Consider the following 14,246-nt stretch of genomic DNA (forward strand, 5'->3'; position numbering starts at 1 on the left):
ACATATTGAATAGATTATACTTCATAGCTGCGTGTATGTTCATTTTTGGTATTGTCGTTATGGTAAAGTTGGCAAATATTCAGTTTGTGCAAGGTGACGAGTATCGAGCTAAAGCCAGTGAGCGTATTGTAAAAGATTTTGTGGTTCCTGCTAATCGTGGTAACGTGTATTCGGTTAACGGAAATTTGCTCGCCACGTCAATACCTAAATATGATATTCGTTTTGATGCACTAACGCCTGCATCTTCACTTTTTGAAAAACATTTAAAGTCGTTTTGTGATTCGTTAGCAAAATTTCCAGGAAAAAAATCGTCCTCTCAGTATCAAAAATTGATTAGAAAGGCAAGAATAAATAAAAACAGGTATCTGCTTTTGGCGAAAAATTTGGGCTATTCTGAGTATATGAGGATGCGCACATTTCCTCTATTGAATTTAAACGCGTTTAAAGGAGGTATAATAGTCGAGCAAAAAACGAAGCGCGAACATCCTATGGGTGGAATAGCCCAACGCACCATTGGCTACGAGCGCATAGACGAAAAAGGAAATGTAACACGCCCGGGAATTGACGGTGCGTTTGGAGTAAAATATTTAAGAGGAAAAGACGGAAAGCACGCTAAACAGCAAATAGGAAAAGACAAGTGGAAACCTATTTATGATTATAATAAAATTGAGCCCCAAGATGGCTTGGATGTATATACAACCATAGATGTGAATATTCAAGATATAGCACATCATTCATTGCTAAATCAACTTGAAAAATATAAGGCAGACCATGGGTGTACCGTAGTGATGGAGGTTGAAACGGGTGAGATAAGGGCTATTGTGAATTTGGGTAGAAATTCCGAAGGAAAGTATTATGAAAGGCGAAATTATGCGGTTTGGGAGTCGCACGAACCGGGTTCAACATTTAAGTTGATGGCACTTGCCGCTGCTCTTGAAGATAAGGTAATTGATACCAGTGATGTTGTGGATACGGAAAAAGGAGTTCTAACTTACTATGGAAAGAAAGTTAGAGATTCAAAATGGGGTGGCTATGGTAAAATTTCTATTTCTGAAGCTTTTGAGGTCTCGTCAAATACAGGGATAGTAAAGACAATTTATAATGCCTATAAAGAAAAGCCTGAAAAGTTTGTTGATAGGTTGTATGATATGAATCTTGATGGCATGCTACATCTTCCAATCAAAGGAGAAGGAGAAGCGATTATTCCAGATCCAAGAATAAAAAATAACCGTTGGAGTGGCATAGCGCTACCATGGATGGCATTTGGTTATGGGGTGTCGTTTACACCGTTACAAACGCTAACATTCTATAATGCCGTAGCAAATGATGGTGTTATGGTAAAACCAAGATTTTTAAGAGAAGTTAAAGAGTTTGATAAAACTATTGAGCCCTTTGAAAAGGAGGTTATTAATAAGCGCATTTGTTCAAAAGAGACAATTGCTAAACTTCAACAATTATTAAAAAATGTAGTTGAGAAAAAACATGGTACAGGGAATAGGCTGTATTCCAAGAACTTTTCAATGGCAGGAAAAACTGGGACTTGCCAGAAGGATTATCGAGACAAAGAGAAACTTAACTATATCTCATCCTTTGCAGGGTTTTTTCCAGCGGATAATCCAAGATACTCATGTATTGTGGTAATTCATGAGCCCGATAAAGAAGTGGGCTATTATGGTGCTGATGTATCCGGTCCGGTATTTAAAACGATAGCGCAAAAAATATATACAGACACGCCTTTAATTGAGGAGGTTGAATCGCTAGATGTAAAACGTGCTTCGGTAGAGCAACAGTTTGAAGCGTATTACGCCACCGCCCAAAAGTATAAAACCATTATGCCAAATGTAGTTGGGCTTCCTGCAATGGATGCTGTAGCGCTTTTGGAAAACATGGGTTTACAAGTGAATTTCAAGGGTTCGGGTGTGGTAAAACGACAATCAGTGGCTAAAGGTCAAAAAGTAAAGAAGAATCAAAGAATCGATTTAGAAATATCTTGAAAATATTAAAGGACATACTATACAAGGTTAACATCGATGCCGTTGTTGGAAGTACGAATATAGCCGTAAATGCGATCAATTTCGACTCCAGAGCGGTTGGTGCCAAAGACGTGTTTGTCGCTATTCGAGGAACGGTAGCCGATGGACACAACTATATAGATGTCGCGATAAAACAAGGCGCATTAGCGATTATATGCGAAGCTTTGCCTACTAATTTGGTTGATGGTATCACTTATGTAGAAACACTAAACTCAAACAAAGCACTGGCAATCATGGCTTCAAATTATTACGATTCCCCATCGGATAATTTGAAGCTTGTTGGTGTGACAGGTACCAACGGAAAAACTACGGTTACAACATTGTTATATCAGTTATTTAAAAATGCTGGTTATAAAGTGGGCTTGCTTTCTACAGTGAAAATCTTAGTAGATGATGTGGAGTATAAAGCGACACACACAACACCCGATTCTTTGACAATAAATAAGTATTTGATGATGATGAATGATGCTGGGGTGGAATTTTGCTTTATGGAGGTAAGTTCTCACGGGATTCATCAAAGTAGGGCTGAAGGGTTACGTTTTGAAGGGGGTGTATTTACCAATCTGTCTCATGATCATTTGGATTACCATAAAACATTTGCTGAATATCGCGATGTTAAAAAGTCATTTTTTGATGGTTTGGGAAAACACGCATTTACCTTATCGAATACCGATGATAAAAACGGTTTAGTCATGCTCCAAAATACCATGGCAAAAAAATATACTTATGCGCTTAAAGGTTATGCCGATTACAAAGCGCAAATTCTGGAAAATGAGTTTAGTGGATTGCTGTTATCTATTGACGGGAGTGAGGTTTGGACGCGATTGATTGGAAATTTCAATGCTTATAACGTACTGGCAATTTACGCTACTGCGGAATTATTAGGGTTGGAAAAAGTTGAGGTTCTACGGCTGATAAGTGAGTTGCAAAGTGTGAGCGGAAGGTTTCAGTACTTGGTGTCGGACGAAAAAATTACAGCCATTGTGGATTATGCGCATACGCCTGATGCATTAAAAAATGTATTGCAAACAATAAATAGCATTCGCACAAAAAATGAATCATTGATTACAGTTGTGGGTTGTGGCGGAGATAGAGATAAAACGAAGCGCCCCAAGATGGCAAACATAGCTTCTGAGTTAAGCACTAAAGTCATTTTTACTAGTGATAACCCTAGGAGTGAAGTTCCTGAGTCTATTATAGAAGACATGGAAAAGGGTGTTGCTCCTCAGAATTTCAAAAAGACATTATCCATAATTGATAGAAAACAAGCTATTAAAACAGCTTGTCAACTCGCTGAAGCGAAAGACATCATTTTAATCGCAGGAAAAGGGCATGAAACCTACCAAGAGATAAATGGCGAGCGATTCGATTTTGATGATTATAAAGTGGTTCAAGAATTTTTAAAACAGTTACAGAAATAACAAATGTCATTCAGAGCGTAAGCTATGAATCCTAAGCAGAATATATGTTATATTATTTGTTTGATTATTTAGAGAAAGAATTTCAGTTGCCTGGTGCATCTCTCTTTGGCTTTTTAACCTTTCGGGCGGCTTTGGCTATGATTCTGTCGCTATTGATTTCAACGATTTATGGAAAACGCATCATCCGTTTTCTTCAAAGAAAACAAATGGGCGAGACCATTAGAGATCTTGGTTTAGACGGGCAAGCAGAAAAAGCAGGTACACCAACTATGGGTGGTATCATCATTATTCTAGCTACGCTAATACCTGTTTTTTTACTGGCAAAATTAGAGAACGTTTATATTATTCTCCTAGTTGTTACAACGATTTGGATGGGTGTTATTGGGTTTATTGATGACTACATTAAAAAATTCAAAAATGATAAAGATGGCCTAAAGGGGCGATTTAAAGTGTTAGGGCAAATCGGTCTTGGTCTTATTGTGGGGTTAACCTTGTTTTTTAACCCTAATGTCACCATAAAGGAAAAATTACCAGAGGCACAACAACAAGTGTTATTGGCTGAAAATCCTGATTTACCGGTTACTCAACTTTTTGAAAAAGAGGAGAGATCCACTAAAACGACAATTCCATTTGTTAAGAATAATGAATTTGATTATGCCAATTTAATTACATGGATTAGTCCAGAATTAAAGAATTACGCTTGGATAATATTTGTACTGGCAGCAATTTTTATAATAACAGCCGTTTCCAATGGAGCTAATCTTACAGATGGCATTGATGGACTGGCGGCAGGTTCTTCGGCAATAATAGTATTAACACTGGGCATTTTTGCATGGGTATCAGGTAACATTATTTTTTCAGATTACTTGAACATCATGTACATACCAAGGGTAGAAGAAATTACCATATACATTGCAGCTTTTGTAGGCGCCTTAATAGGGTTCTTATGGTACAACACCTTTCCAGCTCAAGTATTTATGGGCGATACGGGAAGTTTAACAATTGGAGGGATTATAGCGGTCATCGCTATTGCAGTTCGAAAAGAGTGGTTAATTCCTCTGTTATGTGGCATTTTTCTAGCTGAAAACTTATCGGTGGTGATGCAAGTAAGTTGGTTTAAGTATACCAAGAAAAAATATGGTGAAGGGCGTCGAATTTTTAAGATGTCGCCGCTTCATCACCATTATCAAAAATTAGGATACCATGAGAGTAAAATTGTGACACGATTTTGGATTGTGGGTATTCTACTGGCTATCATTTCAATAGTAACATTGAAAATTAGATAGATGAAAAGGCTTGTGATTTTGGGTGGAGGAGAAAGTGGTGTTGGTACAGCACTTTTAGGGAAGGCCAAAGCGTACGAGGTATTTGTTTCAGATAGAGGAAAGATAAAACCAGAGTACAAAAAAGTTCTTATACATAATGAGATTGAATGGGAAGAGGAGCAGCATACGGAATCAAAAATTCTTAATGCTGATTTGGTGATGAAAAGCCCTGGAATTCCAGATAAGGTATCCCTAGTTCAAAAATTGAAAAAAAATGGGATTACTATAGTTTCTGAAATTGAGTTTGCTTCAAAATTCACAACGGCAACAATTGTTGGAATAACAGGTAGTAATGGAAAAACAACAACGGCAACATTAACGCATCATTTGTTGAAGGACGAGTTGAACGTTGGTTTAGCAGGAAACATAGGAGATAGTTTTGCGCAACAATTGTTAGTAAAAAACTATGAAAACTATGTATTGGAAATCAGCAGTTTTCAGTTGGACGATGTAATTGATTTCAAGCCTAAAATTGCAGTCATTACTAATATCACACCCGATCATTTAGACAGATATGATTATCAATTTGAGAAGTATGTGAAAGCAAAATTCAGAATTGCAATGAATCAAACTTCAGATGATTATTTGATTTATGATGCTGACGACGAGGTTATAACGAATCATTTAAAAACTAATCCAGTTCAATCCATATTATTGCCTTTTTCACTTAAAGAAGAAATTGAAAACGGTGCATATTTTAAAGATAACAAACTAATAATAACGATAGATAACAACCAAATAATTATGCCAACAACTAGCTTAACTCTCGAAGGTAAACACAACATTAAAAATGCAATGGCTGCCTCAACTGTAGCGCATTTATTGAGAATTAGAAAACAAACCATCAGGGAGAGTTTAGAAAATTTTCAAGGAGTAGAACATAGATTAGAGCAGGTTCTAAAAATCAATAAAGTGCAATACATTAATGATTCAAAAGCTACAAATGTAAATGCCACATATTTTGCTTTAGAAAGTATGGATGCGCCTATAGTTTGGATTGTTGGAGGAGTGGATAAAGGTAATGACTACAGGGAGCTATTTCCATTTGTGAATGAAAAGGTGAAAGCTATTATTTGTTTAGGTGTTGATAATGAAAAATTGATGGATACGTTTGGGAATATGGTAGACATCATTATTGAAACTCAATTTATGAGTGAAGCAGTTAAGATTGCCTATAAGGTGGCAGAATCAGGCGATAATGTCTTATTGTCACCAGCTTGTGCGAGTTTTGATTTGTTTGAAAATTATGAAGATAGAGGGCGTCAGTTTAAGGATGCAGTAAGAAATTTATAAAAATAACGTGCAGCAAATTTTTAAAAATATAAAAGGAGATCGGTTAATTTGGGCAATAGTAGCGCTATTGGCTATTCTATCATTTTTGCCGGTTTATAGTGCTGCGAGTAATTTAGCTTACAGGGGCGGTGGTACTAATACCTTTATTTTTTTCGTAAAGCATTTTGTGTATTTGTTTTCGGGTTTCTTAATTATTTATGGCGCCCATAAAATCCCGTATCGTTATTTCAAGGGTTTATCACTAGTTATGATTCCAATTGTATTGGTGCTTTTAACTATCACTATTTTACAGGGCACAACAGTTGAAGGTGCTACGGCTAGTAGATGGATAAAAATTGGGGGTATGTCGTTCCAAACATCAGCTTTTGCTGCTGTAGTATTGATGGTATATGTAGCTAGGTACTTGTCAAAAATGAAGGATAAAGTAATAACCTTTAAAGCGTCTATTTTACCTTTATGGATGCCTGTGTTTTTGATTTTGGCATTAATTCTGCCTTCAAATTTTTCAACTGCAGCCATAATTTTCACCATGGTATTGGTATTGGTTTTTATGGGAGGGTATCCTGTAAAATACTTAGCGTTTATTTTGGGTTGTGGATTGGTCGCTTTAACACTTTTTGTGTTGGTAGCTAGAATGACCGAGGGTCCTTTAAAGGTTAAGGTGAACACTTGGGAAAATAGAATTAAGAACTATTGGAATGGTGAAGATACAGAAGCGGATTATCAAATTAATAAGGCTAAAATAGCAATTGCATCAGGAGAAATATATGGTGTAGGTCCAGGTAAGAGCATTCAAAAAAACTTTTTGCCCCAATCGTCATCCGATTTCATTTTCGCAATAATAATTGAGGAATATGGATTAATAGGTGGCTTTTTAATTATGCTTTTGTATTTATGGTTGCTATTCCGGGTTGTTATTGTGGCGCAAAAAGCAGATAGTATTTTTGGAAAATTATTGGTCTTGGGCGTTGGTTTGCCTATTATATTTCAGGCATTGATAAATATGGCCGTAGCAGTGGAGTTGTTTCCAGTAACGGGTCAGACTTTGCCATTAATTAGTAGTGGAGGAACATCAATTTGGATGACATGTCTTGCTATAGGTATCATCTTGAGTGTAAGCGCAAGAAGAGAGGAGATTAAGCAGCAAGAAATAAAGGAAGACAATCCGTTGGAAATTTTATCGGAAACTATTTAATAATTACGATATACGATTTTTTGAATTACGATTAATGAAAGAAATACTTAAAAATAGAACAAGAAAATATGCTTCAGATTGTTGGAGGTTATGTTCAAAATTCCCTGTTTCTAGAGAGTATAATGCGTATTGTAATCAATTAATTAGGTGCTCTAGTTCTGTAGGTGCTAATTACAGAGCTGCTTTTAGAGCTAAATCGGACGCAGACTTCATAAATAAATTGAAAATTGTTGAAGAAGAAGCTGATGAAAGCATGTATTTTTTAGAATTACTTTCAGAAGTTAGTAATAAAGAACATCAAGAAATAGAAAGACTTCACAAAGAAGGGAATGAATTATTAGCAATAGTTGTAGCATCAATAAAAACCATGAGAAAGCGTAAATCGTAAATCATGAATCGTAAATCTAAAATCTATAGAATCATTTTATCAGGAGGTGGCACAGGAGGGCACATTTATCCTGCTATTGCTATTGCCAACGAATTAAAATTAAGATATCCAGACTCTAAGTTTTTATTTGTAGGTGCTAAAGATAGAATGGAAATGGAAAAAGTGCCTCAGGCTGGATATGACATAAAAGGGCTTTGGGTTTCTGGTATACAAAGAAGATTTACATTAAAAAATTTGATGTTTCCGTTTAAGTTAATCAGTGGTTTATGGAAAGCCAGAAAAATTATCAAATCTTTTAGGCCTGATGTCGCCATTGGAACTGGCGGTTTTGCAAGTGGTCCATTATTGCACGTTGCAGTATCAAATAAAATTCCGGCACTAATTCAAGAGCAGAATTCATATCCTGGGATAACCAATAAAATTCTATCAAAAAAGGCACAAAAAATTTGTGTTGCGTATGAAGGTTTAGAGCGGTTTTTTCCAAAAGAAAAAATTAAGATTACAGGAAACCCTGTAAGACAAGGTTTGCTAAATATTGAAGGTAAAACTGTTGAAGCAAAAAACCACTTTAACTTAAAACATGGTAAATATACCTTATTGATTTTAGGCGGAAGTTTAGGGTCCAGACGTATTAATGAATTAATTGAACAAGAACTTGATTTTCTTGACACACAAAATGTTGAGATTATCTGGCAATGTGGAAAGTTATATTATCAGCAGTATAAGCTGTATGGTAACGCAAAGGATGTACAGGTTTATGAGTTTTTAAACGAAATGGATATGGCTTATGCAGCTGCAGATATTATCATTTCAAGAGCAGGAGCAAGTTCCGTTTCTGAATTATGTATCGTTGGAAAGCCTGTAATTTTCATACCCTCTCCAAATGTAGCTGAGGATCATCAAACCAAAAATGCCATGGCAATTGTAAATCAAAAAGCGGCATTAATGATAAAGGAGAGTGATCTAGAGGTAGACTTTGAAAATAAGTTTTCGCAGTTAATTGCTTCACAGGATAAGCAAAAGGAATTGGGAGCGAATATTAAAAAATTGGCACTGGTTAATGCCACTAAAGATATAGTTGACGAAGTTGAGATATTGTTAAAAAAGTGAATTTAAATAGCGCACATAACATTTATTTTATAGGTATCGGTGGAATCGGTATGAGTGCATTAGCGCGCTATTTTAAATCTATAGGGAAGCATGTTTCTGGCTATGATAAAACACCTTCTGAAATTACAAAAGATCTTGAAGCCCTAGGGATTTCAATTCATTTTGAAGATCACGTTAGTCACATTGAAAAGCCATTTCAGAATAAAGAAAAAACACTTGTTGTCTATACGCCTGCTGTTCCTCGATTTCATTCCGAGTTAAACTATTTTATAGATAATGGATTTACAGTGCTGAAACGCTCACAAGTTTTAGGGCTGATAACGGAAAACACCTTTTGTTTGGCGGTAGCTGGAACCCATGGAAAAACTACCACTACAAGTATTTTGGGGCATTTATTGTATCAAAGTGGTGTAAAATTAACAGCGTTTTTAGGAGGCATTAGTGAGAATTACAATTCTAATTTAATTCTCAACGGGAATGAGGTTTCGGTTGTGGAAGCCGATGAGTTTGATAGGTCGTTTTTAACGCTATCCCCAAATTTGGCCTGCATTACATCAATGGATGCAGATCATTTGGATATTTACGGTGATGCTTCAGAATTAAAGAAATCTTTTGGAGATTTTTCAAAACGTATTAAGCCTAATGGAAAATTGTTTGTTAGAAATGGGCTGCCTATTGAGGGGATTACATATGGTATTGAAGACGACGCCGATTATTCAATTCAAAATATAAAAATTGAAGATGGCACTTATGTTTTCGATATAAAAACCCCTGAAACAGATATAAATAGTTTGAGATTTAATCTTCCAGGAAGACATAATTTATTAAATGCACTGATAGCAATGGCAATGGCTGCCGAATACGGCGTCTCTCACCGGCGGCTTGCCAATGCGTTGGAATCTTATAAAGGTGTAAAGCGTAGGTTTACCTATCATATCAAAACAGATAATTTGGTGTTTATTGATGATTATGCACATCATCCGGAGGAAATTAACGCGGTTCATCAAGCTGTTAGGGAGATGTATCCCAATCAAGAGGTATTGGCTATTTTTCAACCGCATTTATATACCAGGACCAGAGATTTTATAAATGAATTTGCTGAGAGTTTATCTCAATTTGATGAGTTATTGCTATTGGACATCTATCCAGCAAGAGAATTGCCTATAGAAGGGGTAAACTCCAAATGGCTACTTGATAAAATAGACACCTCTAGTAAAAAATTGGTAAACAAGTCAGATTTAATTTCAGAAATCTTGAAAAGTTCCGCCCGCGTTATTTTAACCATTGGTGCTGGAGACATTGGAGAAGAAGTGAAACACATTAAAAGAGAATTAAGCGTTGCGAGTTAATTGGAATTACATAAAAATGTTGGTGCTATTTATTTCGGTAGGGCTTCTGTACGCTTTTGCTTCAGTAAAAAATAATGTTAGGAAAATATCCAAAACCAACATATCATTTTTAGGAGAAAACAGTCTTTTTATTACGCATGAGGCTGTTAGTAAATTGTTAATACAAAATCAAGGAGGCCTTAAAAATAAGCCTAAAGAAACTTTAGATTTGAATACGTTAGAAAAGACCCTGAATTCTAATCCTATGATTAAATCAGCTGAAGTGTATGTTGCTGTAAATGGTACACTTAACGCTGAAATTGAACAAAAACGACCTGTTGCGAGAGTAAGCACAAATGCATCATATTATATAGATGATGAGGGTAAATACATGCCTTTGTCATCTAATTATACAGCAAGGGTGCCGCTAGTTACAGGTTATGTTGAAAAAAATAATTTGAAGAATGTTTTTGAAATAGCCAAAAAAGTAGAAGCAGACGCCTTTTTAAAACAACATGTAGTAGAGATTCATCAAAGTGTAAATGGTGCTATTGCCCTTAAATTAAGACAATGCAAGTTTACTGTGAATCTAGGAAGTTTAAAGCTTTTAGATAAGAAGATCAACAACTTAAAAGCGTTTTATAAAAAAAGTTTAAAAGAAAAAACGCTGGATAAGTACAGTAAAGTGAATTTGCAATTTGATAATCAAGTGGTGTGTACCAAAACGTAAGATATGGAGCATAATTTATCAGTAGGTTTAGATATAGGGACCACAAAAATTGTGGCGATGATTGGCCGTAAGAACGAGTACGGCAAACTTGAAATTTTAGGTATTGGTAAATCTAAAAGTTTAGGCGTGCACCGTGGTGTGGTAAACAATATTACCCAAACTATTCAGTCGATACAGCAAGCAGTTCAGGAAGCAGAAGCCACAGCCGAGTTAAAGATTGAAGAAGTTACGGTTGGTATTGCGGGGCAACATATACGCAGTTTGCAGCATAGTGACTATATTACAAGGCCAAATTCTGAAACTGTAATTGATGAAGATGATATTGATAGATTGATTAACCAAGTTCACAAATTGGTAATGCTTCCAGGTGAAGAAATTATCCATGTGTTGCCACAAGAATACAAGGTGGATGGACAAGCCGAAATTAAAGAACCCATTGGGATGTATGGCGGAAGATTAGAGGCCAATTTTCACGTGGTTGTTGGGCAGGTGTCCTCCATAAGAAATATTGGACGATGTGTGCAAAGTTCAGGGCTAAACCTTGAAGGTATTACGCTTGAACCATTAGCTTCTGCAAATGCAGTGTTAAGTCAAGAAGAAAAAGAGGCGGGAGTTGCATTGATTGATATAGGAGGAGGAACAACAGATTTAGCCATTTTTAGGGATGGTATCATTCGGCATACCGCGGTAATTCCTTTTGGAGGTAATGTGATTACCGAAGATATCAAGGAAGGTTGTTCAATTATCGAAAAGCAGGCTGAGCTTCTTAAAATAAAGTTTGGTTCAGCATGGCCTGGTGAAAATAAAGATAACGAGATTGTTTCCATTCCTGGATTACGGGGGAGAGAACCCAAAGAGATTACCCTCAAGAATCTTTCCAGAATTATCCATGCACGCGTAGTTGAGATTGTAGAGCAAGTTTTTGCAGAAATTAAAAACTACGGTCATGAAGAGCAAAAGAAAAAACTAATCGCAGGTATTGTGCTTACTGGTGGTGGTAGCCAATTAAAACATCTAAAACAACTTGTAGAATATATCACAGGGATGGATACGAGAATCGGGTACCCTAATGAGCATTTGGCAGGCGATAGTGATGCAGATGTTACAAGCCCGTTGTATGCTACAGCTGTTGGTTTAGTTTTGGATGGACTAAAGCGCAAAGAGCGCATAAAGGTAGAAGAGCAAGAGCAGGAGGAATATGAAGAACAAATTAAAGACGAAACCATCAACGAAGAGGAAATTGAAAAACCAGTGAAAGAGCGCAAATCTTTCTTGGATAAATTAACCGAACGCGTTAAGGATTTTTTAGATAACGCAGAGTAGAACACTAATTAACCATTGAATTAAAATAATATTTAGAACCCCAGAAAAAAAGAATTTATGAGCAGCAAGAACGAATTCGAAAGCATTTCATTTGATCTACCTAAAAATCAATCAAATGTGATAAAAGTTATTGGTGTTGGCGGTGGCGGTAGCAATGCTATCAACCACATGTTCCAGCAAGGTATAAAAGGTGTAGACTTTTATATCTGTAATACCGATGCGCAAGCACTACAAAGCAGTGGTGTTCCCAATAAAATTCAATTGGGTGTAAACTTAACCGAAGGATTAGGTGCTGGTGCAAACCCCGATATAGGTGAGCAATCAGCAGTTGAGAGTTTTGATGAAATTTCCCAGATGTTAGATACCAATACCAAAATGGTGTTTATTACTGCAGGAATGGGTGGTGGTACAGGTACTGGTGCTGCACCAATCATTGCAAAAATGGCAAAGGATAAAGATATTCTTACCGTTGGAATTGTTACAATGCCATTTCAGTTTGAGGGGAAAATGCGTTTGGAACAATCCCAAAAAGGTATTGAAAAATTAAGAAGTGTAGTAGATTCTTTAATCGTAATTAACAATAACAAACTTCGTGAAGTTTACGGAAATCTAGGCTTTAAAGCAGGATTTTCAAAAGCTGATGAAGTGCTGTCTACCGCTGCTCGTGGAATAGCAGAAGTAATTACACACCATTACACACAAAATATCGATTTACGTGATGCTAAAACTGTTTTAAGCAATAGCGGAACCGCAATTATGGGATCTTCAATAGCATCAGGTCAAAACAGGGCTCAGGATGCTATTCGTAAAGCATTAGATTCCCCATTATTAAACGACAACAAAATTACAGGAGCTAAAAATGTACTGTTACTTATAGTTTCTGGTTCACAAGAAATTACTATTGATGAGATTGGAGAGATCAATGATCATATCCAGAACGAAGCGGGGCATGGTGCCAATATCATTATGGGTGTTGGTGAAGATGAATCTCTAGAGGAATCTATCTCTGTAACTATTATAGCAACAGGATTCAATATCGATCAACAGAACGAGATTTCAAATACTGAAACCCAAAAAGTGGTTCATGCTTTAGAAGATGATTCAGATACAAAAGATAAGGAACCCGTTATTATTGCTCCAATTGTAGAGCTAGAGAAGAAAGAGCCTAACCCGATAGTTAGGCATACTTTAGATTTAGATGAGGTTGAAGAGGAAATTAATTCATCTGAAAAAGTTGTTGTAGATAAACCCAGAGTAGCTGATGAACCTAAGGATATTACTTTGATTCCGACATCCGAATTGATAAAAAACATGGATGTGGTTTATGAAGAAGTGAACGCCAATATGGAAGATGACGACTTTATTATCAAGCCAGTTACTACCATGGAAGTGAATGAAGAAGAAGTTGTTATGCCTGAAGATGACGAAGAACAACAAATTACTTTGACTTTTGATTTGCCTTTACCAACTGAAAAAAAGGAGGAGCCAGAAGCTGAAGAAAAAGTAATGTTTAGTCTGGATGAGGAAGAAGTAAAAGATATTCCTGTAAATGATTATGTTGAGCTTATAACAGTTACTGAAACTAACGAAGAAGGCAGTGATGTGCGTTATGCTTTAGACGATTATGTTGAAGCTGAATCGTCTATGAATGTACCGCAACCTGTAGTGGATAAAGTGGCTGAAGACCTTCAAGAAGATGAAGTGTTTGAAAGAAGAGTGATGGAAGAAGAAGCTGTTGAACCGGAAATTGAAGATGATGTGGAAGCAACAGAATTGCCTATATCTGAAATACTAAAACAACGCACTGCTGAGCGTAGACGTAAGATGAAGGACTTTAATTATAAGTTCAATAATGCAAAAATTGATGATATAGAAAAAGTACCAGCTTATAAAAGGCAAGGTGTAAGTTTAGAAGAGAACAAGCATTCTTCAGAATCTGATATTTCCAGAACCAGTGTTGGTTTGGATGATAATGATGAAATACAAATAAGAACAAATAATTCTTTTTTGCACGATAATGTAGATTAGGAATGATACTTCTGTGTTTAACCTCACTTTAGTTATGACCTCGAAAAGTATCCCTCAATCTTTTCGGGGTTT

11 protein-coding genes are annotated in these 14,246 nt (G+C 36.2%); all 11 read left to right on the forward strand.

Annotated features, from left to right (window positions below; genetic code table 11):
• Positions 1–35 precede the first annotated feature (35 nt).
• From EYD45_RS03950 to ftsZ, 11 genes are read left to right on the forward strand one after another with little or no spacing between them, the layout of a single operon-like run.
• A complete protein-coding gene (locus tag EYD45_RS03950; RefSeq protein ID WP_130963286.1) occupies positions 36–1,994 on the forward strand; it encodes a penicillin-binding protein in 1,959 nt (652 codons plus the stop codon).
• Positions 1,991–3,454, forward strand: coding sequence for a UDP-N-acetylmuramoyl-L-alanyl-D-glutamate--2,6-diaminopimelate ligase (locus EYD45_RS03955; RefSeq protein WP_130963057.1), 1,464 nt, complete (start codon positions 1,991–1,993; stop codon positions 3,452–3,454). The genes EYD45_RS03950 and EYD45_RS03955 overlap by 4 nt, the downstream gene beginning before the upstream one ends.
• A 44-nt stretch (positions 3,455–3,498) precedes the next feature.
• Positions 3,499–4,740 carry a phospho-N-acetylmuramoyl-pentapeptide-transferase gene (gene mraY / locus EYD45_RS03960; RefSeq protein WP_130963058.1) on the forward strand — a complete coding sequence of 414 codons (1,242 nt, stop codon included), beginning with the start codon at positions 3,499–3,501 and terminating at the stop codon, positions 4,738–4,740.
• Entirely contained in the window at positions 4,741–6,072 is a 1,332-nt protein-coding gene (gene murD, locus EYD45_RS03965) for a UDP-N-acetylmuramoyl-L-alanine--D-glutamate ligase (RefSeq protein WP_130963059.1), read from the forward strand.
• 7 nt (positions 6,073–6,079) lie between these two features.
• Complete coding sequence (locus EYD45_RS03970) at positions 6,080–7,267, forward strand: FtsW/RodA/SpoVE family cell cycle protein (protein ID WP_130963060.1); 1,188 nt, start codon at positions 6,080–6,082, stop codon at positions 7,265–7,267.
• A 34-nt stretch (positions 7,268–7,301) separates the two neighbouring features.
• Complete coding sequence (locus EYD45_RS03975; protein WP_130963061.1) at positions 7,302–7,655, forward strand: four helix bundle protein; 354 nt, start codon at positions 7,302–7,304, stop codon at positions 7,653–7,655.
• Between the two features lie 3 nt (positions 7,656–7,658).
• Positions 7,659–8,765 (forward strand): undecaprenyldiphospho-muramoylpentapeptide beta-N-acetylglucosaminyltransferase, encoded by a 1,107-nt coding sequence (murG, locus tag EYD45_RS03980; protein ID WP_130963062.1) that lies wholly within the window; start codon positions 7,659–7,661, stop codon positions 8,763–8,765.
• A complete protein-coding gene (murC, locus tag EYD45_RS03985) occupies positions 8,762–10,114 on the forward strand; it encodes a UDP-N-acetylmuramate--L-alanine ligase (RefSeq protein ID WP_130963063.1) in 1,353 nt (450 codons plus the stop codon). The genes murG and murC overlap by 4 nt, the downstream gene beginning before the upstream one ends.
• Positions 10,115–10,130: 16 nt before the next feature.
• A complete protein-coding gene (locus EYD45_RS03990; protein WP_233702516.1) occupies positions 10,131–10,823 on the forward strand; it encodes a cell division protein FtsQ/DivIB in 693 nt (230 codons plus the stop codon).
• Between the two features lie 3 nt (positions 10,824–10,826).
• Positions 10,827–12,146: a cell division protein FtsA gene (gene ftsA / locus EYD45_RS03995; protein WP_130963065.1), complete on the forward strand. Its 1,320-nt coding sequence runs from the start codon at positions 10,827–10,829 to the stop codon at positions 12,144–12,146.
• 57 nt (positions 12,147–12,203) lie between these two features.
• Positions 12,204–14,174, forward strand: a complete 1,971-nt coding sequence (ftsZ, locus tag EYD45_RS04000) for a cell division protein FtsZ (RefSeq protein ID WP_130963066.1) — start codon at positions 12,204–12,206, stop codon at positions 14,172–14,174.
• Positions 14,175–14,246: the final 72 nt, after the last annotated feature.

The sequence above is a fragment of the Hyunsoonleella flava genome (assembly GCF_004310325.1).
In the GTDB taxonomy this organism is placed as follows: Bacteria; Bacteroidota; Bacteroidia; order Flavobacteriales; family Flavobacteriaceae; genus Jejuia; species Jejuia flava.